Raw genomic sequence first — 23787 nt, forward strand, 5'->3', positions numbered from 1 at the left:
AACCGCCGACCAGGCCGGCTGCGAGGATCAGACGTGATTTCATGATGGGCTCCGGTCCTTCGTGAAGTGCTTGGGCGTTGTGCTACGGTGGTTCAGCATCACAAGGTAGCGGGACAGGCGCGAGCGCCAAGCCCGGACGTGCCATGGCTCAGGAGCTTTTGTCAGGACTGGGGATCAATGTTCGCCACCAGCCGGCGCGCCGACGTCTGCCGGATTCTGTCGTCGCAGGGCAGCGCTCCCGGCCGTCACTCCGGCGATCAACAGTGATGCTGCTGGGTCCGCCGCCTTGATCCACTTTCGGAAAAGGCGCGAGAAGGGCGGATAACAGGCCGCGGCGCTGGCGCACAACGCGGATTCATGGCGTTGCCCCTTAGCCGAAAGGCCAACCGTCCGCTGCATTCAGGCGTTCAGAGCTGGTGGACTCTCGCGCTTTGCCGGCCAGCCTGAAGCCGTCTGGCCAGCGAAGGCCAGACAGACGCTCCGAAATCAGCGCAGCGGAACGCGGAACAGAGGCAGGACCTGCGCCATCTCCGGTCCCCGGCTCATGCCCGTGACGGCCTGGCGCAGCGGCATGAACAACCCCTTGCCCTTGCGGCCGGTCTTGTCCTTCACCGCCCCGGTCCACTGGCCCCACGTCTCGCTGTCATAGGGGTGGTCCGGCAGCAGGGTCATCGCCTCTTCGACGAAGTCCCGGTCATCGTCGGGAACCTGATATGCGCCCGGCCCGTCGCGGAAAAGCACCCACCACGCCGACAGGTCCTCGGGGCGGTCGATGTTCTCGCGCACTACCGACCAGAAGTCGGGGGCGATCTCGTCCGGCACGCCGATCTCGCGCAGGTCGTCCGCGACCGCCTCATAGGGCTTGGCCGCCACGATCCGGGCACTCAGCGGCTTCAGGTCGTTCGCGTCGAACTTCGTTGGCGCGGCGCCGAACCTGGTGATGTCGAAGCCCTCGATCAGCTCCTCGTGGCTGGAGCGGATCTCCACCGGGTCGGACGACCCCAGCCGCGCCATCAGCGACAGGATCGCCATCGGCTCGATGCCCTGCGCGCGCAGGTCGCGCAGGGACAGCACGCCCAGTCGCTTCGACAGCGCCTCGCCCTGCGGGCCGGTCAGAAGGGAGTGGTGTGCGAACTCTGGATGCCCGTGACCCAGCGCCGCCATGATCTGGATCTGAGTGGCGGTGTTGGTCACGTGGTCGCTGCCCCGCACGACGTTCGTCACGCCCATCTCGGTGTCGTCCACGACGCTCGCCAGCGTGTACAAAACCTGTCCGTCGCCCCGGATCAGCACCGGGTCCGACACGCTCGCCGCGTCGATCGAGACCTCGCCGAGGATACCGTCCTGCCAGGCGATCCGCTCGTGGTCGAGCTTGAAGCGCCACACGCCGTCGCCCCGCTCGGCGCGCAGGCGCTCCTTCTCGGCCTCGTCCAGCCCCAGGGCCGCACGGTCATAGACCGGCGGGCGACCCATGTTCAGCTGTTTCTTGCGCTTCAGGTCCAGCTCGGTCGGCGTCTCGAACGCCTCGTAGAACCGCCCAGCCTCGCGTAGCCGGTCGGCGGCCCCTATATACCGATCAAGCCGCTGCGACTGCCGCTCGACCCGGTCCCAGGTCAGACCGAGCCACTCCAGGTCCTCCATGATCCCGTCCACATATTCCTGCTTGGACCGGACTGGGTCGGTATCATCGAGGCGCAGGATGAAGGTGCCCCCCGCCTTGCGCGCGATCAGCCAGTTGAACAGCGCGGTGCGCAGGTTGCCGATATGCAGGTAGCCGGTGGGCGACGGGGCGAAGCGGGTGACGGTCATGGGATCGGGCCTTCCTTGAACGGCGCTCTGTTCGCACGCGGGGAACCGCGTGTCGAGTGTGCGCCGCCCTTGCCGGGGTCGCGGCAGCCCCCATATGGGCCGCGATGGATATCGCCAGCCTGACCGCCCCCGACCTCGCCGACATCGAGTCCCTCGCCCTCGCCGCCCGCGACGGGCTGCCGCCGGACTTCCGGCGGCCCGCGATGGATGTTGCACTCAGGGTCGAGGATTTCGCCCCCGACCCCCTGCTCGACGCGATGGAGATCGAGGACCCCTTCGGCCTGACCGGCCTCTACGAGGGGATTCCCCTGATCGAGAAATCTTCCTTCGATCAGCCGCACGGGCCCGACACGATCTGGCTGTTCCGCCGTCCGATTCTCGACGAATGGGCGGAACGGGGCGACATCGCGCTCGGCGATCTTGTCAGCCACGTCTACGTCCACGAACTTGCCCACCATTTCGGGTGGTCCGACGCCGACATCTCGACCATCGACCGCTGGTGGGACTGAGCGCCCCAAAACGCAAAACGCCGCCCCGAGGGACGGCGTCATGCATTCGCAGGACTAGGCCAAGATTACTTGATCTTGCCTTCCTTGTATTCGACGTGCTTGCGCACAACGGGGTCGAACTTGCGGACCGACATCTTCTCGGTCATCGTGCGCGCGTTCTTCTTGGTCACATAGAAGTGACCGGTATCCGCCGTCGAGTTCAGGCGGATCTTGATGGTCGTCGGTTTCGCCATGCTCTCTCTCCTCGGTCGGGCAGTCGAACTGCCCCGGACGGCAGGTCCGTATAAAAAAGCTGAAGCCGCCTTCTACGCGCTGCGGGCGCGCTGTCAACCGACAATCTCGACGGGCAGGAAGATTAGAGGGCAAACAACGAGCAGTTTGCTCACGCGCATCTCGCGGCAGCGCACCGGCGTCACCGAGATGTTCATGCGGCAGGGGCGCCCCTCATAGTCGCGACGCTCGATCTCGGTGCGTATGTTCTCGCCCAGCCCGCCGCGCGTGACCAGGTTGCGAAGCGTGTGTCGCAGGTGCGGACCCGCCACTTCCCACCACAGCTTGCCGACGGCCTCATCGACGTTTTGGATCTGGTGGAAGGCCATCGCATTCTCGTTCAGGTAGAGAAGCCGACCGTCCCGATCCACCAGCTTCACTGCATGAGGCGAACGGCGCAGGAATCCCAGCGTGACCAGAGGAGTGCATCCTGCCAAGTCGTCGACCAGCCGTTCTTCGCTGCGCTCAAAGCGCTCCTGTCGCGGCAGGCACATGATTCCCTCTGGATTGTCTTCAACCAGAAGGGGTATATCCGATTACCCTGCGGAAACTTCAAGAGAATTCTACCTAGAGTAGATAAGGATAGCCGCCCGTGAATGCGCGAATCCTCTTGGTTGCGCCGCTACGAAAAAGGTGTGCGCGAGATCAGCCGCGGTCGGGCCTCTTGCAGTCCAGGAGATACCCGCCGTAGTTCGTCTTGGCGAAAATCCGGGCCCTCTCTTCCAGCTGAGAGCGGTCGATCCAGCCGAGGTTATACGCGATCTCGTCCGGCGAGCCGGTTTGGAGGCCCTGACGCTCGGTCAGCGTCCGCACGAAATTTCCCGCGTCCAGCAGCGAAGCATGCGTTCCCGTGTCGAGCCACGCATAGCCGCGCCCCAGCTTCTCGACCTGCAACGCCCCCTCGGAAAGGTAGCTTTCCAGCAGCGTGGCTATCTCAAGCTCTCTTCGATCCGATGGCTTGACCCGCCGTGCCCGCTCGGACGCCGTGCCATCCAGGAAATACAGCCCCGTGACCGCGAAGTTCGACGGCGGGATCTCCGGCTTCTCAATGATCCGGGTTGCGCGCCCTCCGTCATCGAAGGCAACCACACCGTACCGCTCGGGGTCGGCCACGTGGTAGCCGAAGACGGTGCCCCCTTGGCTCCGTGCATCGGCGGCCGCCAGAAGTTCAGGCAAGCCGTGGCCAAAGAAGATGTTGTCGCCCAGCACCATGGCCGAGGGCGCGCCGTCCAGGAAATCCTCGGCCAGGATATAGGCCTGCGCCAGCCCGTCCGGCGAAGGCTGGGCGATGTAGCTGAGCCGGATACCCCACTGGCTGCCGTCGCCGAGGGTGCGAATGAACTGGTCGCGATCCTCGGGCGTGGTGATGACGCAGATTTCGCGGATGCCCGACAGCATCAGCACCGACAACGGATAATAGATCATCGGCTTGTCGTAGACCGGCAGAAGCTGCTTTGAGACGCCGATCGTGATGGGATAGAGCCGCGAGCCCGTGCCGCCAGCCAGGATGATCCCCTTGCGTTGCGCCATGCTACTTCGCCTCCAGGAGCTTTGCCGTCACCGCCTCGAGCGACGTGCGCCAGTCAGGCCGATCGATGCCGAAAGCGACCCTCGTCGACGCGCAGTCCAGCCGCGAGTTCAGCGGGCGCCGCGCCGGTGTCGGAAAATCTGCAGTTGATATTCCCTTGACGACCACCTCGCGACCGGCGGCGCGGAAGACCGCCTCGGCAAATCCCTTCCAGCTTGTGTCCGGCGCCCCGGCGAGGTGGTAGGTCCCCGACAACTCGGGAGCCGTGCGTAGGCCGTCGGCAATCGTCAGGCAGGCCGCGGCGACGGCGGCCGCCGGAGTCGGACCGCCGACCTGATCTTCAACGACCGTCAGCGCGTCACGCGTCTCCGCAAGGCGCAGCATCGTCTTCACGAAATTCGATCCGTGGGCCGAGAAAACCCAGCTCGTGCGCAGGATCGCGTGGGGGCCGCCCGCGGCGCGCACTGCGTCTTCCCCCGCCAGCTTGGTGTGCCCATAGACGTTCAGCGGTCCCGTCCGGTCGCCCGGCGCGAAGGGCAAGTTTCCCTCGCCGCCGAAGACATAGTCGGTCGACAGATGGACGAACGGAATACCGCACGCGGCCGCCGCGCGGGCCATCGCGCCCGGCGCCTCGGCATTGACGGCGCGGGCCACGCGGCCCTCGTCCTCGGCGCGGTCCACCGCCGTGAAGCCCGCCGCGTTGATCACCGCGTCGGGGGCCAGCGTTCCGATCATCCTTGCACAACTTGCCGCATCGCAAAGATCGGCCTCGCCCCGCCCAAGGAACATTGCGTCGGGCGCCAAGTCAGCCAGTTCCCGCGCGACCTGCCCCGACTTCCCGAAGACAAGGATCATGACGTCGTCCCCAGCCGCTCGCCCACGCCCGCCCGATCAAGAAGCGGGCGCCACCAGGTTTCGTTGTCCAGATACCACTGCACCGTCCGCGCCAGCCCTTCCTCGACCGTCACGCTGGGCCGCCACCCCAATTCTTCGCGGATGCGCGCGGGGTCGATGGCATAGCGAGCGTCATGGCCGGGACGGTCGGCGACGAAGGTGATCTGGTCAGCGTATGAGCCGCCATTCTTGGGCCGCTTCTTGTCGAGGATGGCGCAGAGCGTCCGGACCAGCTCCAGGTTCGTGCGCTCATTCTCACCGCCGATATTGTAGCTCTGGCCCGTCTTGCCGCGGGTCAGGACCGTCAGCAGCGCATCCGCGTGATCCTCGACAAACAGCCAGTCCCGGATGTTCGACCCGTCGCCATAGATCGGAAGGTCTTTCCCCGCCAAGGCGTTCAGGATCATCACCGGGATCAGCTTTTCGGGGAAGTGGTAGGACCCATAGTTGTTCGAGCAGTTCGAGAGCACCACGGGCAGGCCGTAGGTCTCGTGCCAGGCCCGGACCAGGTGATCCGAACTTGCCTTCGAGGCCGCGTAGGGCGAGCGCGGGTCGTAGGGGGTGGCCTCGGTGAACTTCACATCCGGGTCGCGCGGCAGCGAGCCGAAGACCTCGTCGGTCGAGACGTGGTGGAACCGAAACTCCTCGGGCCGGCCCTGCCCCACCCAAAACGCACGCGCTGCTTCGAGCGTGTTATAGGTGCCGGTCACGTTGGTTTCGATGAATGCGCCGGGACCGTCGATCGAGCGGTCCACGTGGCTTTCCGCGGCAAGGTGCATCACCGCGTCCGGCCGGTGCGCGGCGAACGTACGGTCCAGCGCCGCCCGGTCGCGGATGTCGGCGTGGACGAAGGCATAGCCGGGCGCGTCGGCGACGCCGGACACATTCGCCTCGCAGGCCGCGTAGGTCAACGCGTCGAGGTTTACCACCTCGTGCCCCCGCGCGATGGCCAACCGAACCACCGCCGAGCCGATGAACCCCATGCCGCCGGTGACGAGGATCTTCATGGCGTGCTCCACACGAAGGGGCTGTCGAGATCGGCCAGAAGCGGGGCGACCCTGTCTCGGTCGGACAAGGTCGGCGCGGCATCTGACGGCCAGTCGATACCGATCCCGGGGTCGTCCCAGCGAATCGCGGCCTCTGCCTCGGGCGCGTAGGTGTCAGAGCACTTGTAGATGACTTCAGTCTCCGGCTCGAGCGTGGCGAAGCCATGCGCAAAGCCTGCGGGCAGGAACATCTGCCGGCCGTTCGCAAAACTCAGCTCGGTGCCGAACCACTGGCCGAAGGTGGGCGAGCCGCGCCGGATATCCACCGCCACGTCAAAGAGCCGCCCGCGGCCGCAGCGGACCAGCTTGGCCTGCGCGCGCGGCGGCGCCTGGAAATGCAGCCCCCGCACGGTTCCCGCCGCCTCGGAAACCGAGTGGTTGTCCTGCACGAAATCCACGTCGATCCCCGCCGCGGCAAAACGCGGTCGCGACCACGTCTCGGAAAAGAAGCCCCGGTGGTCACCGATGCGGCGCGGCGTCAGAACAAGGACACCGGGCAGAGATGTTTCCTCGATCTGCATCGGCGATTTCCTCTGGTTGACCATGTCGCCCCGCAAGCCGCTTATCCCATGAAGCGTTCCCAATAGGTGAACGCCATCGAGCTTGCCTGAAAGATGCGGCGCAATCGACTGCAGCGCGGCCGATCTTGCGGCGGATTGGCGGCGCCGGGCACCGTCAGCCGCGGAAGACCCCCGTCGTCGGCTTGCCGGAAGGGCTTGGGATCGTGATGCGCGGACGACCTGTAAGCCGGATTCTGTCCCGGCCATTCAAGCCGGCGGTGGCCATTCATCTGGGCCCGCCGTTGCCGACGGGCTCAAGCTGCCAACCCGGGTCCCTGGCGGAAGCGGCCGCGGGACCCCTATTCGGCATTGCTCCCGGTGGGGCTTGCCATGCGGACGACGTTGCCGCCGTCCCGGTGGGCTCTTACCCCACCGTTTCACCCTTGCCCCCGGCATGCGGGGGCGGTCTGTTTTCTGTGGCGCTTTCCGTCGGGTTTCCCCGCCCGGGCGTTACCCGGCACCGTTGCTTCCTGGAGTCCGGACTTTCCTCCCCGAACCGTTCGGTCCAAGGCGGCCACCCGGTCGTCCGCGTGGATCCGCTTAGGCTGTCGTGCCGCTTCGGTCAATCTCTGCCTGCCCGGCCAGTCCCGCCGCGATACCCCGATCGCGCAAATCGGCTGGCCCCCGCGCCCAAGGCCGGTGCCTCAGCCGCAGCGCCGCCAGCAGCGCGTCCACATCGGCGCTGCCGGTATAGCCGGCCTTCTGCAACAGCTGCAGCAGATCCCCGGCGCACTCCCCCTCGGGCGTCGGGGCGGCGAGGCCCAGTCGGGCCAACCTCTCCCAGTCGAAGCGCGGGCCGGGATCGACCTTGCGCCCCGGCGCGCAGTCAGAATGACCGATCACGCGCGCGGGCGGTATATTCCAGCGCGCCATGATCCCCCGCAGAAGCGCCTCGAGCGCGCCCATCTGCGGCGCCGAAAACGGCATGTCCCCGGTGTTGCAGAGCTCGATTCCGATCGAGCGCGAATTGACGTCGGTCACCGCGCCCCACGCGCCGGTCCCCGCATGCCAGGCGCGCGATGCCTCATCCACGAGGCGCACGACGCCGGCTCGCCGGTCGATCAGGTAGTGCGCCGAGACTTCCGAAGCCGGGTCCCGAAGCCGCCGGATCGCGGCTTCGGGATCGTCCATGTCGGTGAAGTGCAGCACGACAAGATCAGGCCGCGCACCGTTCCGGCGCGGCCCGTGGTTTGGCGACGGTCGCTCGACGATCAGCCTTGGGCCGCCCGGAACGGCGCCGGGTCCCAGCCGCACGCAAAGCCGTCGCCGTCCGGGTCAACGCCCAGCTTGTCACGCTCGGGGCCGCCAGCGGCCAGAAACGCCTGCTGCGCCAGATCGGGCGACGGGTACTTCGCGCAGGCCTGCTGAAAGCGACGCTCCTTGAAGAGGCCGCCACGACCATAGACCGGCTGGCCCTTCTGATTCGTCGTCGCCAGGGCATACTGAACGATGTTCGGCCCCTCGGACCCGGTGCGCTGGGGCACCGCCTCGGGTTGCACGACCTGGTACTGCGCGCGGTTGCGCGCCAGCCGCTCGGCATCCGACTCGATCGTCTCGCGCGCGGAGACGGCCGCGAAGCTCTGCTCGTCCGAGATGCCGGGATTGCTTGTCCGCGCCGGCGTGGCAGGCGCGGGCTGCGCCGGAGCGACCTGCGCGGTGGTGGCACCAGAGGCCGGCAAGGCATCGGCCTGGACTGTCCCGCTGTCAGGAAGCCCCTGCCCCTGCCCGCTCGGCAGCCCCGCAGCGCGGAGTTCCTCGCCCGAGATCACGGGCTTGGACAGCATGTCCGACCGCTCGGGCGGCGTGGCCACGGGACCGGACGACGTGGAAGAACCCGAAAGCTGCCGGTCGCGCGCAAGCCGCGCGGCCTCGTAGGATTGGTAATCGCCGAAGCCCACGCCCCGGCCGATCTCCACCTGGCCGGGCACGAAATCCGGATTGCTTTCCGGCACCGTCCCCGCACACCCGGCAAGGGCGGCACAGATTGCGATCGGTCGAAGAAACTTGGTCATGGCTGGCCCGCTCGAACGCCCCGCAAATCGGGAGCGTCCGCCTTCTACCACCAGCGGTCCGGTTTGGCCACAAAGCCGGCCCGATCCTCGAGCGCATAGGCAAGGTTCAGCAGATCGCCCTCCTCGAAGGGCCGCCCGATCAGCTGCAGCCCCAGCGGCAGGCCCTTGGCATCCTGCCCGGCGGGCACGCTGATGCCCGGCAGGCCGGCAAGGTTCACCGTCACCGTGAACACGTCGTTGAGGTACATCTGCACGGGGTCCGCGTTCTCCATCGAGCCCAGCGGGAACGCGGCCGAGGGCGTGGTCGGCGTCAGGATCGCGTCCACGCCGCTGGCGAACACCTCGTCGAAGTCGCGCTTGATCAGCGTTCGGACCTTGCGCGCGCGGTTGTAGTAGGCGTCGTAGAAGCCCGCCGACAGCACGTAGGTGCCGACCATGATCCGGCGCTTGACCTCGTCGCCGAACCCTTCGGCGCGGGTCTTTTCATACATGTCGGTGATGCCGTCGCCCTGGTTCAGGCTCGCCCGGTGGCCGAAGCGCACGCCGTCATAGCGCGCCAGGTTCGACGAGGCTTCGGCCGGCGCGATGACATAGTAGGTCGGCAGCGCGTATTTCGTGTGCGGCAGGCTCACGTCCACCACCTTGGCGCCCGCGTCCTGCAGCATCTCGCGACCCTGCGCCCACAACGTGTCGATCTCGGCCGGCATCCCGTCGACCCGGTATTCCTTAGGCAGGCCGATGGTCTTGCCCTGGATGTCGCCGGTCAGCGCAGCCTCGAAATCGGGAACGGCGCTTTCGACGCTGGTCGAATCCAGCGGATCGTGACCGGCCATCGCGCGCAGCAGGATCGCCGAATCGCGCACGTCCTTGGTCATCGGGCCGGCCTGGTCCAGCGACGAGGCGAATGCCACGATCCCCCAGCGCGAGCAGCGCCCGTAGGTGGGCTTCAGCCCGACCGTGCCCGTATAGGCCGCTGGCTGCCGGATTGAGCCGCCCGTGTCGGTGCCCGTCGCGCCAAGGCACAGATCCGCCGCCACGGCCGAGGCCGACCCGCCCGACGAGCCGCCGGGCGTCAGGTTGCCGTCTTCGCCGCGCCACGGGTTCACCGCGTCGCCATAGACCGACGTCTCGTTCGACGAGCCCATGGCGAACTCGTCCATGTTCAGCTTGCCCAGCATCACCGCGCCTGCGCTCCACAGCTTGGCGGTCACGGTCGATTCGTACTCGGGCTTGAACCCTTCGAGGATCCGGCTCGCCGCCTGGCTCGGCACGCCCTTGGTGCAGAACAGGTCCTTCACGCCCAGCGGAATGCCGTTCAGCGACGACCGTTCGTCTGCCGGGCGCGCATCGGCCGCCTCGGCCTGCTGCATCGCAATCTCGGGCGTCTTGTGAACGAAGGCGCCCAGCGCGCCCGCGCCGTCGATCGCCGACAGACAGGCTTCGGTCAGCGCGACGCTGGTGATCTCGCCCTTGGCGAGCAGGTCACGCGCTGCGCCGATGGTCATCTCGTTGAGCTTTGTCATCGGACTCCCCGCCCGTCATTTCGTCTTCAGATACGCGTGACCGGCCCGCGGGCCGGCGACTGCGTTACTCGACCACCTTCGGCACAGCGAAGAAGCCCTCGCGCGCGTCGGGCGCATTCGACAGGATCTTGTCCTGCTGGCCCCCGTCGGTGACCACGTCCTCGCGCCGCTTCAGCCGCTGGGGCGTCACGCTCGTCATGGGCTCGACGCCCTCGACATCCACCTCCTGCAGCTGCTCGATGAAGCCGAGGATGGTGTTGAACTCGCCCGCCAGCGCCGGCAGGTCGTCCTTTTCGACGCGGATGCGCGCCAGCTTGGCGACATGGGCCGCGGTAACGATGTCGATGGACATGGGGTGCCTCCGATCAGGGTCGCGACCCGCGCTTTACCGCCCGACCCCGTCCGGTTCAAGCCGGTGACGGCGCAGCACCGTGATCATCCACCCGAGCATCGCCGCGTTCAGGAGGTGCCAGGCGAAATGCGTGCCCACCGGCCAGACCGGGCAGAGCGCGTCGTCCACCGACCGCGCGACCAGCGACAGGACGAGGACTCCCGCCCCGATCGCCCAGCCCCGCGCCACCAGCGGCGCCCGCTTTCGCGCCCAGAGCGCATAGCCAGCGATCAGCACCGGCACCGGCCAATAGAACGCCGACGCCTCGAACCCGGGGATCATCGCGAAGACGCGCCCGCCAAGGATCATCACCGGCAGCGCCACCGCCACGCCGGCCAGCGCGCCCCATACCGGCAGCCCCACGATGCGCAGGTTCGCGGCATAGATGTAGACGAGGATGTAAAGCAGGATCGGCACCGTGTCCGCCAGCCCGGCCCAGGACGCGGCATAGGTGTGGAAGAGCCCCGAGCCGATGCCGATCGCCAGCAGCAGCAGGCACAGCAGACGCTCGACCCCGCCCGACTTCGGCCACAACCACAGCGCCACCGCGATGAACGCGAGGTTGGTCAGCGCATTGGCCGGCTCGGCCATCAGGCCCGGTCCCAAGCGCTCGCAATAGTCGTCCACCTGCGCCGTCCAATCCATGATGTTCCCCGTGAAACAGTTGCCCCAGTCTTCGCCGGCCGCCCCTCAACCGGCCGTCGGCACCACGTCGTCCCCCAGCGCCACAGGCCCGCTCAAGACGACCCGCGCGCACCAGCCGCCATGGCCCCGCACCGCATTGTAGCCGCCGTGCCCGAACGTCTCTTCCATACGCGAGCAAGGGGCGCAGACGGTCTCGATCAGCAGCCGCGCGCCGCCCACCCGGATCTCGGTGCCGCGCAGCGCGCCGAGGTTGATCCCGGCGACGACGATGTTGCGGCGCAGGTCCTCGGCCGCGACCGCCTTGCACCCCAGCATTGCGGCGATCACCGGCAGATGCTCGGCCTGGATCAGCGTCACAGCGCGCTTGCCCGCCCGTCCGTGATCGCCCGCAACGCCAGCCTCGCTGATCTCGGCCGCCTCGACGGCTTCCATCCCCGCGCGCCGGGCCGGGCGCAGCCCGATCCACGTCACCCGTCCGGCCTGCGCATGGCGCGCCATCATGTCCCGCATCGTCTCCATCGCTGCCAAGATGCCGCGACCCCGCTCCCCGTCAAATCCGTGAGGGCCTTTTCCGGCGGCCTGCGGCAATCTATCCCTACCCGGCAACGCCCCAATGACGAGGACCGACCATGATCCGCCTTCCCGACGCGCAACGCCTGCATGTGGGCGACATCCGCATCACGGTCCTTTCGGACGGTCCGCTGCCGCTCGGCTTCGAGCACCTCGTGGGCATCGACGAGGATGAATACGCCCGCCTCCTCCGCCTGCGCCACGCGCATCCGGCGACATGGCGGTCGGGCCTGAATGCCTTTGTGATCGAGACGGGCGGCCGCACGATCCTCGTGGATGCTGGCGTCGCGGGCGGCATGGGCCCAGAGACCGGTCGCGTGCCCGAGAACCTTCAGGCCGCCGGCTTCACCCCCGACGACATCGACACGGTCTTCGTCACGCACATGCACCGCGACCATACCGGCGGCCTGATGGAGCGCGACGCCCCGCGCTTTGCCAAGGCCACCTTGCACGTGCACGAGGCCGACAAGACCCACTTTGCCGAAAACGAATTCGCCCGATCGGTTCTCGCCTCCTATCCGCACGAGACCTTCACGACCGAAACCGACATCGCCCCCGGCCTGCGCGCCCTGCCCTTACCCGGTCACACGCCGGGGCATTCGGGACTCGGGATTCAGGACGGTGCGGCGACCATGATCCTCTGGACCGACATCGTGCACATCGCGCCCGTGCAGCTCGCGAACCCGGAGGTCGGCACGACGTTCGATGTGGACGTGGACGAGGCTCGCCAAACCCGCAAGCGCCTGCTCGACCGGGTGGCCGCCGACGGCACGCCGATCCTCGGCAGCCACGTCCCCTTCCCCGGCGCCGGGGTGGTCGAACGCGCGGATGAAGGCTTTCGCCTCGCGCCGCTCTACTACACGCACGACAGATGATGCGCGCAACTTGCCGTTGCGCCCTGTCGCCCCACCTCTTGCGTCAGTTCCAACCGACGGAGTGCGCCCGATGCGACGGATCCTGACCGCCCTTCTTATCACCACCGTCCCAGCCACCGCGCAGCAGGCGGCCGATGCCGTCGCGCCCGAGGCCGCCACGCTCGTGGAAACGGACCTCTTCGCCGCCCTGCCCGACCGCGTGCAACAGGCGCTCGAGGCGAAGGCGAACGGCAACCCGACCGAGGCACAGGACTGGATGGTCGCCGCCGCCAACCCGCTGGCGGTCGAGGCCGGCGCGAAGGTGCTGGAACAGGGCGGCTCGGCCGCAGATGCGATGATCGCCGTGCAGACCGTTTTGGGCCTGGTCGAGCCGCAATCCTCGGGCCTTGGCGGCGGCGCGTTCCTCGTCTGGTACGACGCCGAAAGCGGCGAGCTGACCACCCTCGACGGGCGCGAGACCGCGCCGCTGGCCGCCACGCCGCAGCTCTTCCAGGACGAGAACGGCGAGCCGCTCGACTTCTACGACGCCGTGGTCGGCGGCCGCTCGGTCGGGACGCCCGGCACGCCGGCGCTGATGCAGGAGGCCCATGACAAGTGGGGCGCCCTCGACTGGTCGGCCCTCTTCGACGATGCCATCGCCTACGCCCGCGACGGCTTCACCGTTTCGCCCCGGCTGGCCGAACTGGTGGCCGGCGATCAGGACCGCCTGACCCGCTTCCAGAGCACGACCGACTACTTCTACCCGAACGGCGAACCCATCGCCGCCGGCGACACCCTGACCAACGCCGCCTATGCCGACACCTTGGAGACCATCGCCGAAGGTGGGGCCCGCGCCTTCTACACCGGCGACATCGCGCAAGGCATCGTCGACACCGTGACGAATGCCGAGGGCAATCCCGGCGTCCTCTCCCTCGTCGATCTCGCGATCTACGACGTGAAAGAGCGTCCCGCCGTCTGCGCCGCCTATCGCGACCACGACGTCTGCGGCATGGGGCCGCCGTCCTCGGGCGCGCTGACCGTGGGCCAGATCCTGGGGATGCTGAACCAGTTCGACCTGTCCGGGATGGGTCCGCAGGACCCCGAATTCCTGCGCCTGCTGGGCGACGCCTCGCGCCTCGCCTTCGCCGACCGGGGCGAATACATGGCCGACAGCGACTATGTCCCGATGCCCACCGAAGGCCTCGTCGCGCCCGACTACCTCGAAAGCCGCGCGCTCCTGCTGAACACCGGCGAGGCACTGCAAGAGGTGTCGCCCGGCGCGCCCGAATGGTCCCACGCGATGGAGTGGGGCACCGACCAGTCGATCGAGTTCCCCTCGACCTCTCATATCTCGATCGTGGATGCCGAGGGCAACGTCCTCTCGATGACCACCACGATCGAGAACGGCTTCGGCTCGCGCCTCATGGCGCCCGGCGGATTCCTTCTGAATAACGAGCTGACGGACTTCTCCTTCGCCACCCACGCGGACGGCGACCCGATCGCCAACCGGGTCGAGCCCGGCAAGCGCCCGCGCTCGTCGATGGCGCCCACCATCGTCATGCAGGACGGACAACCCACGCTCGCCATCGGGTCGCCCGGCGGGTCGCGCATCATCGGCTACGTGGCGCAGGCGATCGTGAACCATGTCGATTTCGGTATGGACGTGCAGGAAGCGCTCGGTGCGCCCCATGCCGTCAACCGCTTCGGCACCTACGACCTTGAAGAGGGCACCGACATGGCCGAGGCGCAGGACGCCCTGCAAGAGCTGGGCTACGAGACCGAAATCCGCGATCTGAATTCCGGCCTCCACGCGGTCGAGATCACCGGGGGCGGCCTGCGCGGTGGCGCCGACCCGCGGCGCGAAGGGGTTGCGGTCGGCCAATGATCCGGCCCCTCGCCCTCCTCGTGGCCCTCGCAAGCCCTGCCGCCGCCCAGCCCCCTGACTGGTGCGGCGCCAGCGGCCTCAACACGGCCGAGCGGACGATCTGCACAACCCCTGCGCTGCAATGGCGCGACCGGGCCGTGAACCGCCTGTGGGAGCAGATGGACGGCCGCGCCGGCATCACGCTCAACCGGGACAACTGGCTCGGGTCGCGCAACGCCTGCGGTGACAACGTGGCCTGCCTCGTCGACAGCTACGACGACCGGATCTTCGAGTTGCGCACACTCGTCGGGGTCGGCGACGGGCCACGCCTGCGTCCCTGGTGCGGGGCGAGCGGCCTGTCGACCACCGAGGCCACGATCTGCACGACCCCGCGCCTGGCGGACTACGATGCGGCGCTTCAGCACCTGTCCGACAGCCTCGGCGCCCCCGGCAACGCCGAATGGCTCGCCGACCGTGATTCCTGCGGCGCCGACGTCGCGTGCATCGAGAACGCGTATCTCGACCGGTTCGCCACACTCGGGCAGGTCGCCCGCACGCAAGAGTAGCCCATGCCCCGCGCCCCGTTCGAGATCGGCGGCCACTCGGTCGCCCCCGGAACCGCGGCCACGGTCGAACTGCCGGTGTCGGTCATGTCCGACCACACGCCCGCCACGCTGACCGTGCACGTCATCCACGGCAAGCGCGAGGGGCCAACCCTGTTCGTCTCGGCCGCCGTTCACGGGGACGAGATCATTGGCGTCGAGATCGCCCGCCGCCTGCTGAACGCGCCGCAGCTCGGCACGTTGCGCGGCACGCTTCTGGTCGTGCCCATCGTCAACACGTTCGGCTTCCTGAACCACGCCCGCTACCTGCCCGACCGCCGCGACCTGAACCGCTGCTTTCCAGGCAGCGAACGCGGGTCGCTGGCCTCGCGCCTCGCGCATCTCTTCATGACCGAGATCGTGTCCCGCTCGGACCTCGGGATTGACCTGCATTCGGCCGCGATCCACCGCACCAACCTGCCGCAGATCCGCGTGTCGGCCTCGTCCCGGAGAACGCTGGATCTTGCGCGCGACTTCGGCGCCCCAGTGATGATCCGCGCCAAGCTGCGCGACGGGTCCCTGCGCGCCGCCGCCCGCGAGGCCGGGGTGGACGTGCTGCTTTACGAAGCCGGCGAAGGGCTGCGTTTTGACGAAATGTCGGCGCGCGTCGGCGCCTCGGGCTGCCTGCGGGTGATGCACAGCCTCGGCATGATCCCCCGCAAGGGCCTGCCCCGACGCGCCGCCGCGCCGGTCGTCGCGGCCGGGTCGGCGTGGGTCCGCGCCCCCGCAGGCGGCCTGCTGCGTCTCTTCCGCGACGTGGGCGAGACGGTCACGCAGGGCCAGACCCTTGCGATCGTCTCGGACCCCCTCGGCCGGGTCGAGATCGAGCTCAACGCCCCCTCCGCCGGCGTCATCATCGGCCGCGCGACCATGCCCGTGGCGAACGAGGGCGACGCCGTCTACCATATCGCCGAAGTTCCGACCGACGACACCGAGGACCGCCTGACCCAGCTTGCCGCCGAGCTCGAGGCCGACCCGATGTTCGACGAGGACGAGATCCTCTAGTCTGCCCGCCCGGAAAAGCGGTTTGCGTGCGCAGGTCCCGCGCAGCTATACGGGCCCAACCCTATTCCGGAGCGACCCATGGCTGCTTATCAGTTCGTCTATCACATGGACGGCGTGTCCAAGACCATTCCCGGCGGCAAGAAGCTGTTCGAGAACATCAAGCTGAACTTCCTGCCCGGCGTGAAGATCGGCGTCGTGGGCGTCAACGGCGCCGGCAAATCGACGCTGCTGAAGATCATGGCTGGCATCGACAAGGACTTCTCGGGCGAGGCCTGGCACGCCGAAGGCACCCGCGTCGGCTACCTGCCGCAGGAGCCCGAGCTTGACCCGTCGCTCGACGTCCGCGGCAACGTGATGATCGGCGTGGCCAAGCAGCAGGCCAAGCTCGACCGGTTCAACGAGCTGGCGATGAACTACTCGGACGAGACTGCCGACGAGATGGCGCGCCTCCAGGACGAGATCGACAGCGAGAATCTGTGGGACCTCGACACCCAGATCGACATCGCGATGGAGGCCCTGCGCTGCCCCTCCGACGATGCGCAGATCGACAGCCTCTCGGGCGGCGAGAAGCGCCGCGTGGCGCTCTGCCAGCTTCTGCTCGAAGCGCCCGACATGCTGCTTCTCGACGAACCGACCAACCACCTCGACGCCGAGACGATCTCGTGGCTCCAGCAACACCTGATCGACTACAAGGGCACGATCCTGATCGTCACCCACGACCGCTACTTCCTCGACTCGATCACCGGCTGGATTCTCGAACTCGACCGCGGCCGGGGCATTCCCTACGAGGGCAACTATTCCGCCTGGCTCGACCAGAAGGCCAAGCGGCTCGAACAGGAAGCGCGCGAGGACAAGGCCAAGCAGAAGACCCTGTCGCGCGAACTCGACTGGATCAGGCAGGGCGCCAAGGCCCGGCAGGCCAAGTCCAAGGCCCGTATCGCCGCCTACGAGAAGATGGCCGGCCAGTCCGTGCGCGAGCGCATCGCCAACGCCCAGATCGTCATTCCCAACGGCGAGCGGCTGGGCAGCAAGGTGCTCGAGGTCGAGGACCTGCGCCTCGTGAAGGGCAACAACCTGCTGATCGACTCGCTCTCCTTTCAGCTTCCCCCGGGCGGCATCGTCGGCGTGATCGGCCCGAACGGCGCCGGCAAGACGTCGCTCTTCCGCTGCCTCACGGGTCAGGACCAGCCCGATGCGGGCAAGATCGACTGGGGCAATACGGTTCAGCTTTCCTACGTCGACCAGTCCCGCGACGCTCTCGATCCCGAAAAGACCGTGTGGGAGGAAATCTCGGGCGGTGGCGAGATCATCGACCTGGGCGATGCGCAGATGAACTCCCGCGCCTATTGCGGCGCGTTCAACTTCAAGGGCAGCACCCAGCAGCAGAAGGTCGGCCTCTGCTCGGGCGGTGAGCGCAACCGCGTCCACATGGCGAAACTGCTGAAATCCGGCGGAAACGTCCTCCTCCTCGACGAACCGACGAACGACCTCGACGTGGAAACGCTGCGGGCGCTCGAGGACGCGCTCGAAGACTACGCGGGCTGCGCGGTCATCATCTCCCACGACCGCTTCTTCCTCGACCGTCTCTGCACGCACATCCTCGCCTTCGAGGGCAACGCCCATGTCGAATGGTTCGAGGGCAACTTCGAGGCCTACGAGGAAGACAAGGTCCGCCGACTGGGCGACGAAGCGACACGCCCGACTCGTGTGAAGCACAAGAAGTTCACGAGGTGAGCCGCGTTTCTGCTTTTTGTCGATGAGAGCGGAGACTTAGGGATAGACGATATTGCTGACCCTGGCTCAGGCAGGCAGGGCAGCAACCCGATCTTCACGACTGGAGCGGTTCTGCCAAAAGCCGAAGACTTGGGCGTCATCAACTCAGGTATCGCAGAATTGCACGCTATCGACGGATTCAAGCCGCATAGTCACAAAATCCGCAAGCATGCCGCGAAAGCTCGCGTCGGCCGAGAACTTGCAAGCCTTCCACACGTCGCGACCTTCGCCTTTGTTTCCGACAAGGCAGAACTTGGATATTATGGCGAAAATCTCCAGTTAAAGAAAAACGGAGTCAAAGGATACCAGCGGCTAAACGATAAGTGTCTGCAATTCCTCCTAGAGCAAGTAGGTCAATTTCTAGAAGAGCACTCTTTCGACGAATCAGAGATCCACATCGTGGTCGAAGAAGCTAAAAATATCGACTACCTCGAGACAATGAGATTTCTGACCTTGTGCCGTGATTCGCCGAACTACGGAACTGCGCACTTGCTACGCGACCTTCCGGTGGACCGGATAGCACCATTGGACAAAGAGGCTGCGCCCGCTTTGTTCTTTGCGGATTACGTCGCACATTCCGTCTATAAATGCTTCGATATCGGGCCTAGCACAGCGGGCCTAGGTGAAACTAGGTATGCTGAAGAGATCCTGGTAAACTGCTATAGGTCGCAGACCGGTCCCCACCAAGGCGTACGACTGAGTTCCACTCGGCGGTTGGATAAGCTCGCTGAGCGAGAGCGGGAGATAGTGAAGCGCTTCAGCCTATCGGAGACATAGACAGCGATTGCCTCCCATTCTTGGCGGAGTGCTGACAGAGGCGGCGTTCTACTCGACCTCTCCAGCATCCCCCCTCCCGTACCGCGCCTCCATCTCCGCCCAAATCCGCGCGCGCTCGACGCGCCCGGCTTCACGCTCCTCCGGGCTCATCCGCTTCAACTCGTCCCAGCGGGCTCGGATCTGTGCGGCAGCTTCGCTGTGCGCCTGCGCTCGCTCCGCCTCGCATCTCTCCGCCGGCTTCGGCGGCTCCACGATGACAACCTCCTCGGCCTCCCGTTCAATCGCCGAGACTTTGGCGATCCGCATCTGAGCGTAGGCCTTCAGAACGCGATTGATGCGCGCCTGATATCCCTGCCCCATCGCGCGGTAATAGGCCGCCACGCTCTCATCCAGGCGAAGGGTCACATGAACCTTCTTCTCGCGGATCGCCACGTCCTCTTCCAGCGTCCGCCAGGCATCGGGACAATGGGCGCGGATGAGATCCTCGTCCCCCGGCTCCCCGTCCAGCTCGCGCAGGGTGCGGGCCAATTGGGTGCGGGCGTCTTGGGTGGTTTTGCTGTGCTTTGCCATGGCGCCAAGACTGGCGCCAAAACGTAAAAGGGGCGCGAACGGACCGTTCGCACCCCTCCTACAAATCTCATATGGATCTCTGACGAAAGTCCTACAGGACTCTCAGCCGAATCCTACAGAGTTCAGAGCAGTTCCAGGTTCGTCGCGGACTGACGGCCGTCACGGCCGGATTCCAGCTCGAACTGAACTTTCTGGTTGTCGGCGAGGCCGGTCAGGCCCGAACGCTCAACGGCCGAAATATGGACAAAAACATCCTTGCCGCCCGCATCGGGTTGAATGAAGCCGAAGCCTTTGGTGGGGTTGAACCATTTCACGGTGCCGGTAGCCATCGTGAGATCTCCTGTCGTAGGTAGCCTGTTCGCGAAAGTGCAACAGAGTGGCGAAACGTGCCATGATCGAAAGTGCTGCACTGTCCGGAAAGGAAGACAGGGTATCGATTGAGGTGTCTGCAAGGGCCGTTTCGCACATCCCGCGCATTCAGTCTACCCACTTTTTCGCGAGCCATACAGCAAACGGGCGCGAACGAGATGCCCGCGCTCCTTACCCGTCCAGCACAACGTGCCATCGTCTTACATGCGCTTCCTGGCTGCGCGCGCGGCGCCGCGCGCGATCTGGCTCTCGGCGCTGCCGTGATGACGGCGGGTGGTACGGCGGCGGCCGGCGCCACCGAAAACGCGGCGAAGTAGTCGTCCGAGCATGGAATGCTCCAATTCATTGGCTTTCATCACCTCAACGCGAGGGCGATCGCCACGTTCCCGCGAATGCGAACACAACCCTAGGTCAAGTTCTCGCTTTTCATTCGCCTGCATATGTGGCTCAATCGCCTCAGACCGGAGGACGACTCATGTTGATCATCGCCCTGTTCACCAGTCTGTGCCTGGCAATGCCTGTCGCGGCTGCAGCATTCTATGTGGGGAATTTCACCGCTCTGACGGTGCTCTGCGTCTATGTGACGATCGTCAGCCTTGGCCTCTTTGTGCTGGCCCTGCGGGGCACCCATGAGGCTGAGGCAGAGCTAGACGAGGCCTGAGACCTCGTCGCGCAGCGCTTCGATTTCGGCGGTCCAGGCTCCACGGCCCATTTCCAGCACGCCTTTGCCCAACCCCAGACTCTCGGCGTAAGCGACCCGGTTGCCGATGACCGTCGCCGCCCGCGAAACGCCCCGCTCTTCCAGGGCCTTCAGAACATCGTCCGAAACCCGTGTTCCAGCCTTGAAGCGGTTGAGCACCACCAACGCCGGCACGCCCACGCGCTCGGCCAACTCGAGGATCGAATCGAGCGCCCAGAGATCGACCTGGCTCGTCGCCACGGGAACGATCACCAGAGCGCTCTCGCGCAGGACGGGGCGCAGGTCGCTGTCCACCTTGGGCGGCGTGTCCACGATCACGTAGTCGCAGGACTTGCGCATCTTCTTGCACTCATAGCCCGCGCCCCAGGCGCTGGCCGTTCCGAATTCCATCCCGGCGTCCCCGGCCTCGTCACGGGTCATGAACCAGCGGCCCAGGGACCCCTGCGGGTCGGTGTCGAGCACCGCGACCTGGCGTCCGGCGCGGGCAAGCGCCACCGCAAGGTTCACCGCGATGGTGGTCTTGCCGGACCCGCCCTTTTGCTGCGCAACAGTGATGACCTGTCCCATGCTCGCCCTTCCGCCCCCCCCTTACTGCAAAGCAGCGTAGGCAAGCGTATGGCACCGCGCAACGCTCGCGCGCAGCACTCCGCCGAGGCTAGCGTCGGCCCTTGCTCACAAGCCCCGAGATGGTCAGTCTCGCCCGAAACCCTGAGACACAGAGGCAGAGCGATGCAGATCACGCGAAGACTGGCGACATTCGGACTGCTGGCCAGCGGCGGCCTGTCGGCCTGCGCGTCGGGCATGCGCGCGCCGCTCGCCCCGGCGCCAGCCGAAGAGGTCATGCCCGCCGTGCCGAATCCCGGCTGGGACGCCTGGGTGCAGAACTTCCGCAGCCGCGCCACGAGCCGGGGCATATCGCCCGGGACCTTCGACCGCGCCTTCGCCAACGCCGGTTACATGCCCGGCGTGATCGAGCGCGACCGCAGTCAGACCGAGTTCACCCGCACGCTCGAAGACTACTTACAAATCGCTGCGGGGCCGAAGAAGGTCGCGCTCGGGCGCGACGCCTTCACCCGCCAACGTCCCGCCCTTGCGGCAATCGAGGCGCGCTACGGCGTCCCGGCCGAGATCGTGGCGGCCATCTGGGGCGTCGAAAGCAACTTCGGCACGCGGCGGGGCGCCATTCCCGTGGTCTCGGCACTGTCGACCCTCGCCTATGACGGGCGGCGCGGGGCGTTCTTCGAAAGCCAGTTGGTCGAGGCGCTGAGGATCTTGCAAAACGGAGACGTCACGCCCGAGCGCATGACCGGCTCCTGGGCCGGCGCGATGGGGCACACCCAGTTCATCCCGACCTCCTACGCCAGCCTCGCCGTCGACTTCGATGGCGACGGGCGCCGCGACATCTGGTCGGACGATCCGACCGATGCGCTGGCCTCGACCGCGAACTACCTTGCCCGGAACGGCTGGCGACAGGGCGAGCCTTGGGGCCACGTCATTACGCCCGCCAACCCCGGCGCGGGCGGCACCGTGATCCAGCCGCAGCCCGGCGGCCCGAGCTTCCGCGTGTTCCACAACTTCAACGTCATCAAGCGCTACAACAACTCGACGAACTATGCGCTGGGGGTTGGTCATCTCAGCGACCGGCTGACGGGCGCCCCCGCGATCGAAGGCCCATTCCCGCCCGACCGTTACGGCCTGGTGAAATCTCAGCGGCTCGAGTTGCAGCAGCGCCTGAACGCCGCGGGTTACGACGCAGGCGATCCGGACGGCGTGCTGGGGTCACAGACCGCCGCCGCGATCCGAGCGTTCCAGCAGGCGCGCGGCCTTCCGGTCACGGGTGAACCTTCGGTCGCGCTTCTGCGTGCTTTGGGCGGATAGCCGCCGAGGTGGGCTGGCGATCCCACGAGGAACTGCGGAAGGCTAAGCCATCAACGGCTTAGCTTGGCGAACGCGCCAGAACTGCGCGTTGAAATCATTGGGAGAATGGCGGAACCGGCGAATGTCTCGCCGCTCCGTGGTGACCCATAAACGGAAAATCCCGGCGCGCTGGCGGGCGCAACCGGGGCCAATAACAAAGCAGACGAGCTTCTCCACCTTCATAGCCGCAATCGCACTGAATTGGCAACGGCGGAGTGGGCCAAGGGCGTGGCGCAGGGTCTCGACCGGTGCGGCCGGCTTGCCTTCGCCACGCTGTCCCGCCTCGACCCCGACGACGCCGAGCTAGCAGCCGAGGCAGTGATCGGCGCGGCCGATTCGCCCCTCCCGCTATTCCTGACCTCGATGGATGACGCCCGCTTCTGGGCTTTCCTCGCCACGAGGTAGGAACCCAAGGCCTACGTGCTGGCAGCCTTCGAGGCGATGCGGCCTCACGATCAAGCGGCCTTCCTTGGCCATGTTCAGGGGCGGGCCGCAGGATGAGCGAGCTTGTCCCCTTCCCCCTCCATGACGACGATCCGGAGTGGATCGTGGACGCCCAAGAGGTCGACAACGGGTATTCCGTCGCGATCCTGCGCCACGATGCAGTCGTCGGCCGCGCATTCTTCAGCACCTATCCCAAGGTGACTGCGGCGGCCCTTGCTCTTCACCTGACCCATGAGGGCGAGGTGCGGGTGCTGCTTTCACCCGAGGAATGCGGGGTGCCAGCATGATGATGGCCCGCAGCGTCGAAGAACTCGTCTTCCACATGCCGACAGTCGAGCGGCAGGCATCTAGCGATTGGGCCAAGAGCTTCGCAGCTTCTATCCGCAAGCAGTCGCGTCGCCGGAACTGGCACCCCTCGCCCAAGCAGCTGTCCATGATGCACCGCCTCGTGGCCGAGGTTTTCACGCACCAGGACGACGACATCACCCTTATCGAGGAGGACGACATCTAGCGGAGCGCCCGGCCCGCAGAGCCTGAGCGGCTGCGCGTGGACACCGGGAAGCTGAGACCAAGGCGGTGGGGAGCAAACCCACGCACGAGGGGGCACATCCCCACCGCCACGGTGAACCAGCCGCTTCGCCTTTGACCATCGAGCGATATCGACGGGACAAGCTCCGGGGAACTCACCCGGTCCGGCAGGACAGCGAACTCGACTCGCCCTTGCCAGAAACGCGACATCAAACCCACCGGCGGGGATCAGGCCAGAGAAAGGGCTGAGAAGCGACCGGGGACCGAGACGAGGACCAACGACGACAGCCTAGCGCTGCGTCCCTCGGACATCGGGGCAGGTGCAAAGCCTGCGGCAGACAGTCTGGCCCTGCTGGCGAAAGAGGGCATCGCGTGGATACGGAGCTGGAAGCGTCGGGCCTACCCCTAGGTCATCTTGACAAATGGCGGAGCCAGAGGCGGATCGAAGTGATGTCGATGAATTCCGGGAAGCTCTCCGCCGTCTTATTCGTAGCGGGTCGCAACCCGTCGCGCGTTCTTGGGCTTGTTGAAGCAGCGCTCGACGAGGTTGCGCAGGCGATAGAGCGAGCGATCCACACCGACACGTTTCTTCCGCGACTTTCGCATCGGGATCACCGGCAGCACGCT

Annotated in this window: 28 protein-coding genes, 1 other RNA gene and 1 pseudogene; 12 read left to right on the forward strand and 18 right to left on the reverse strand. The window is 66.6% G+C overall.

Going from position 1 to position 23787, the window contains the following annotated elements; genetic code table 11:
* Positions 1 to 486: 486 nt before the first annotated feature.
* Complete coding sequence (gene gltX / locus ACFDS3_RS12940) at positions 487 to 1809, reverse strand: glutamate--tRNA ligase (protein WP_375262770.1); 1323 nt, start codon at positions 1807 to 1809, stop codon at positions 487 to 489.
* Positions 1810 to 1913: 104 nt separating this feature from the next.
* Here gltX and ACFDS3_RS12945 point away from each other — a divergent pair, with 104 nt between their 5' ends.
* A complete protein-coding gene (locus ACFDS3_RS12945) occupies positions 1914 to 2318 on the forward strand; it encodes a metallopeptidase family protein (protein WP_375262771.1) in 405 nt (134 codons plus the stop codon).
* A gap of 65 nt (positions 2319 to 2383) precedes the next feature.
* On the opposite strand, the gene rpmG is transcribed toward ACFDS3_RS12945, so the two are convergent.
* The 13 genes from rpmG to ACFDS3_RS13010 form a co-directional block, all read right to left on the reverse strand.
* Positions 2384 to 2551, reverse strand: coding sequence for a 50S ribosomal protein L33 (gene rpmG, locus ACFDS3_RS12950; RefSeq protein ID WP_375262772.1), 168 nt, complete (start codon positions 2549 to 2551; stop codon positions 2384 to 2386).
* 93 nt (positions 2552 to 2644) lie between these two features.
* Positions 2645 to 3082: a PAS domain-containing protein gene (locus ACFDS3_RS12955; protein ID WP_375262773.1), complete on the reverse strand. Its 438-nt coding sequence runs from the start codon at positions 3080 to 3082 to the stop codon at positions 2645 to 2647.
* 151 nt (positions 3083 to 3233) lie between these two features.
* A complete protein-coding gene (rfbA, locus tag ACFDS3_RS12960; protein ID WP_375262774.1) occupies positions 3234 to 4118 on the reverse strand; it encodes a glucose-1-phosphate thymidylyltransferase RfbA in 885 nt (294 codons plus the stop codon).
* A gap of 1 nt (position 4119) precedes the next feature.
* Positions 4120 to 4971 carry a dTDP-4-dehydrorhamnose reductase gene (gene rfbD, locus ACFDS3_RS12965; RefSeq protein ID WP_375262775.1) on the reverse strand — a complete coding sequence of 284 codons (852 nt, stop codon included), beginning with the start codon at positions 4969 to 4971 and terminating at the stop codon, positions 4120 to 4122.
* On the reverse strand, positions 4968 to 6017 hold the full coding sequence (gene rfbB, locus ACFDS3_RS12970; RefSeq protein WP_375262776.1) for a dTDP-glucose 4,6-dehydratase: 1050 nt from the start codon (positions 6015 to 6017) through the stop codon (positions 4968 to 4970). The genes rfbD and rfbB overlap by 4 nt, the downstream gene beginning before the upstream one ends.
* A complete protein-coding gene (rfbC, locus tag ACFDS3_RS12975; RefSeq protein WP_375262777.1) occupies positions 6014 to 6577 on the reverse strand; it encodes a dTDP-4-dehydrorhamnose 3,5-epimerase in 564 nt (187 codons plus the stop codon). Before rfbC ends, rfbB begins: the two co-directional genes overlap by 4 nt.
* 206 nt (positions 6578 to 6783) lie before the next feature.
* Positions 6784 to 7146, reverse strand: an RNA gene (gene rnpB, locus ACFDS3_RS12980) — RNase P RNA component class A.
* A gap of 10 nt (positions 7147 to 7156) precedes the next feature.
* Positions 7157 to 7765, reverse strand: coding sequence for an N-acetylmuramoyl-L-alanine amidase (locus ACFDS3_RS12985; protein ID WP_375262778.1), 609 nt, complete (start codon positions 7763 to 7765; stop codon positions 7157 to 7159).
* Between the two features lie 62 nt (positions 7766 to 7827).
* The gene (locus ACFDS3_RS12990) at positions 7828 to 8628 is read right to left on the reverse strand and encodes a hypothetical protein (protein WP_375262779.1); all 801 of its coding nucleotides are present in this window, start codon (positions 8626 to 8628) and stop codon (positions 7828 to 7830) included.
* 44 nt (positions 8629 to 8672) lie between these two features.
* Positions 8673 to 10151, reverse strand: coding sequence for an Asp-tRNA(Asn)/Glu-tRNA(Gln) amidotransferase subunit GatA (gatA, locus tag ACFDS3_RS12995; protein WP_375262780.1), 1479 nt, complete (start codon positions 10149 to 10151; stop codon positions 8673 to 8675).
* Between the two features lie 64 nt (positions 10152 to 10215).
* A complete protein-coding gene (gene gatC, locus ACFDS3_RS13000) occupies positions 10216 to 10503 on the reverse strand; it encodes an Asp-tRNA(Asn)/Glu-tRNA(Gln) amidotransferase subunit GatC (RefSeq protein ID WP_375262781.1) in 288 nt (95 codons plus the stop codon).
* 33 nt (positions 10504 to 10536) lie between these two features.
* A complete protein-coding gene (locus ACFDS3_RS13005; protein ID WP_375262782.1) occupies positions 10537 to 11187 on the reverse strand; it encodes a hypothetical protein in 651 nt (216 codons plus the stop codon).
* A 45-nt stretch (positions 11188 to 11232) separates the two neighbouring features.
* Positions 11233 to 11688: an MOSC domain-containing protein gene (locus ACFDS3_RS13010; protein WP_375262783.1), complete on the reverse strand. Its 456-nt coding sequence runs from the start codon at positions 11686 to 11688 to the stop codon at positions 11233 to 11235.
* A 128-nt stretch (positions 11689 to 11816) separates the two neighbouring features.
* Here ACFDS3_RS13010 and ACFDS3_RS13015 point away from each other — a divergent pair, with 128 nt between their 5' ends.
* The 6 genes from ACFDS3_RS13015 to ACFDS3_RS13040 all read left to right on the forward strand — a co-directional run bounded on the left by ACFDS3_RS13015 (position 11817) and on the right by ACFDS3_RS13040 (position 18632).
* Positions 11817 to 12632, forward strand: a complete 816-nt coding sequence (locus ACFDS3_RS13015; RefSeq protein ID WP_375262784.1) for an MBL fold metallo-hydrolase — start codon at positions 11817 to 11819, stop codon at positions 12630 to 12632.
* Between the two features lie 70 nt (positions 12633 to 12702).
* Positions 12703 to 14496 carry a gamma-glutamyltransferase gene (gene ggt / locus ACFDS3_RS13020; protein WP_375262785.1) on the forward strand — a complete coding sequence of 598 codons (1794 nt, stop codon included), beginning with the start codon at positions 12703 to 12705 and terminating at the stop codon, positions 14494 to 14496.
* Positions 14493 to 15041 (forward strand): hypothetical protein, encoded by a 549-nt coding sequence (locus tag ACFDS3_RS13025; RefSeq protein WP_375262786.1) that lies wholly within the window; start codon positions 14493 to 14495, stop codon positions 15039 to 15041. Before ggt ends, ACFDS3_RS13025 begins: the two co-directional genes overlap by 4 nt.
* Positions 15042 to 15044: 3 nt before the next feature.
* Entirely contained in the window at positions 15045 to 16082 is a 1038-nt protein-coding gene (locus ACFDS3_RS13030) for a succinylglutamate desuccinylase/aspartoacylase family protein (protein ID WP_375262787.1), read from the forward strand.
* Between the two features lie 78 nt (positions 16083 to 16160).
* A complete protein-coding gene (gene ettA, locus ACFDS3_RS13035) occupies positions 16161 to 17816 on the forward strand; it encodes an energy-dependent translational throttle protein EttA (RefSeq protein WP_375262788.1) in 1656 nt (551 codons plus the stop codon).
* 9 nt (positions 17817 to 17825) lie between these two features.
* Positions 17826 to 18632: a DUF3800 domain-containing protein gene (locus ACFDS3_RS13040; protein WP_375262797.1), complete on the forward strand. Its 807-nt coding sequence runs from the start codon at positions 17826 to 17828 to the stop codon at positions 18630 to 18632.
* Between the two features lie 48 nt (positions 18633 to 18680).
* On the opposite strand, the gene ACFDS3_RS13045 is transcribed toward ACFDS3_RS13040, so the two are convergent.
* Positions 18681 to 19202 (reverse strand): BrnA antitoxin family protein, encoded by a 522-nt coding sequence (locus tag ACFDS3_RS13045; RefSeq protein WP_375262789.1) that lies wholly within the window; start codon positions 19200 to 19202, stop codon positions 18681 to 18683.
* A 122-nt stretch (positions 19203 to 19324) separates the two neighbouring features.
* Positions 19325 to 19531 (reverse strand): cold-shock protein, encoded by a 207-nt coding sequence (locus ACFDS3_RS13050; protein WP_375262790.1) that lies wholly within the window; start codon positions 19529 to 19531, stop codon positions 19325 to 19327.
* A 515-nt stretch (positions 19532 to 20046) separates the two neighbouring features.
* Here ACFDS3_RS13050 and ACFDS3_RS13055 point away from each other — a divergent pair.
* Positions 20047 to 20232 (forward strand): hypothetical protein, encoded by a 186-nt coding sequence (locus ACFDS3_RS13055; protein ID WP_375262791.1) that lies wholly within the window; start codon positions 20047 to 20049, stop codon positions 20230 to 20232.
* Here the strand turns inward: ACFDS3_RS13055 and parA are convergent.
* Positions 20218 to 20838, reverse strand: a complete 621-nt coding sequence (gene parA, locus ACFDS3_RS13060; protein WP_375262792.1) for a ParA family partition ATPase — start codon at positions 20836 to 20838, stop codon at positions 20218 to 20220. The genes ACFDS3_RS13055 and parA overlap by 15 nt on opposite strands.
* 162 nt (positions 20839 to 21000) lie before the next feature.
* On the opposite strand from parA, the gene ACFDS3_RS13065 reads away from it, so the two are divergent.
* The 4 genes from ACFDS3_RS13065 (at position 21001) to ACFDS3_RS13080 (ending at position 23143) form a co-directional block, all read left to right on the forward strand.
* The gene (locus tag ACFDS3_RS13065; RefSeq protein WP_375262793.1) at positions 21001 to 22149 is read left to right on the forward strand and encodes a lytic murein transglycosylase; all 1149 of its coding nucleotides are present in this window, start codon (positions 21001 to 21003) and stop codon (positions 22147 to 22149) included.
* A gap of 267 nt (positions 22150 to 22416) precedes the next feature.
* The gene (locus ACFDS3_RS13070; protein ID WP_375262794.1) at positions 22417 to 22593 is read left to right on the forward strand and encodes a hypothetical protein; all 177 of its coding nucleotides are present in this window, start codon (positions 22417 to 22419) and stop codon (positions 22591 to 22593) included.
* A gap of 92 nt (positions 22594 to 22685) precedes the next feature.
* On the forward strand, positions 22686 to 22919 hold the full coding sequence (locus ACFDS3_RS13075) for a hypothetical protein (protein ID WP_375262795.1): 234 nt from the start codon (positions 22686 to 22688) through the stop codon (positions 22917 to 22919).
* Entirely contained in the window at positions 22916 to 23143 is a 228-nt protein-coding gene (locus tag ACFDS3_RS13080; RefSeq protein ID WP_375262796.1) for a hypothetical protein, read from the forward strand. The genes ACFDS3_RS13075 and ACFDS3_RS13080 overlap by 4 nt, the downstream gene beginning before the upstream one ends.
* 427 nt (positions 23144 to 23570) lie before the next feature.
* Here the strand turns inward: ACFDS3_RS13080 and ACFDS3_RS13085 are convergent.
* Positions 23571 to 23787, reverse strand: a pseudogene (locus ACFDS3_RS13085) (IS5/IS1182 family transposase); the annotation flags it as partial.

The sequence above is a fragment of the Palleronia sp. genome (genome assembly GCF_042089775.1).
Taxonomy (GTDB): domain Bacteria; phylum Pseudomonadota; class Alphaproteobacteria; order Rhodobacterales; family Rhodobacteraceae; genus Palleronia.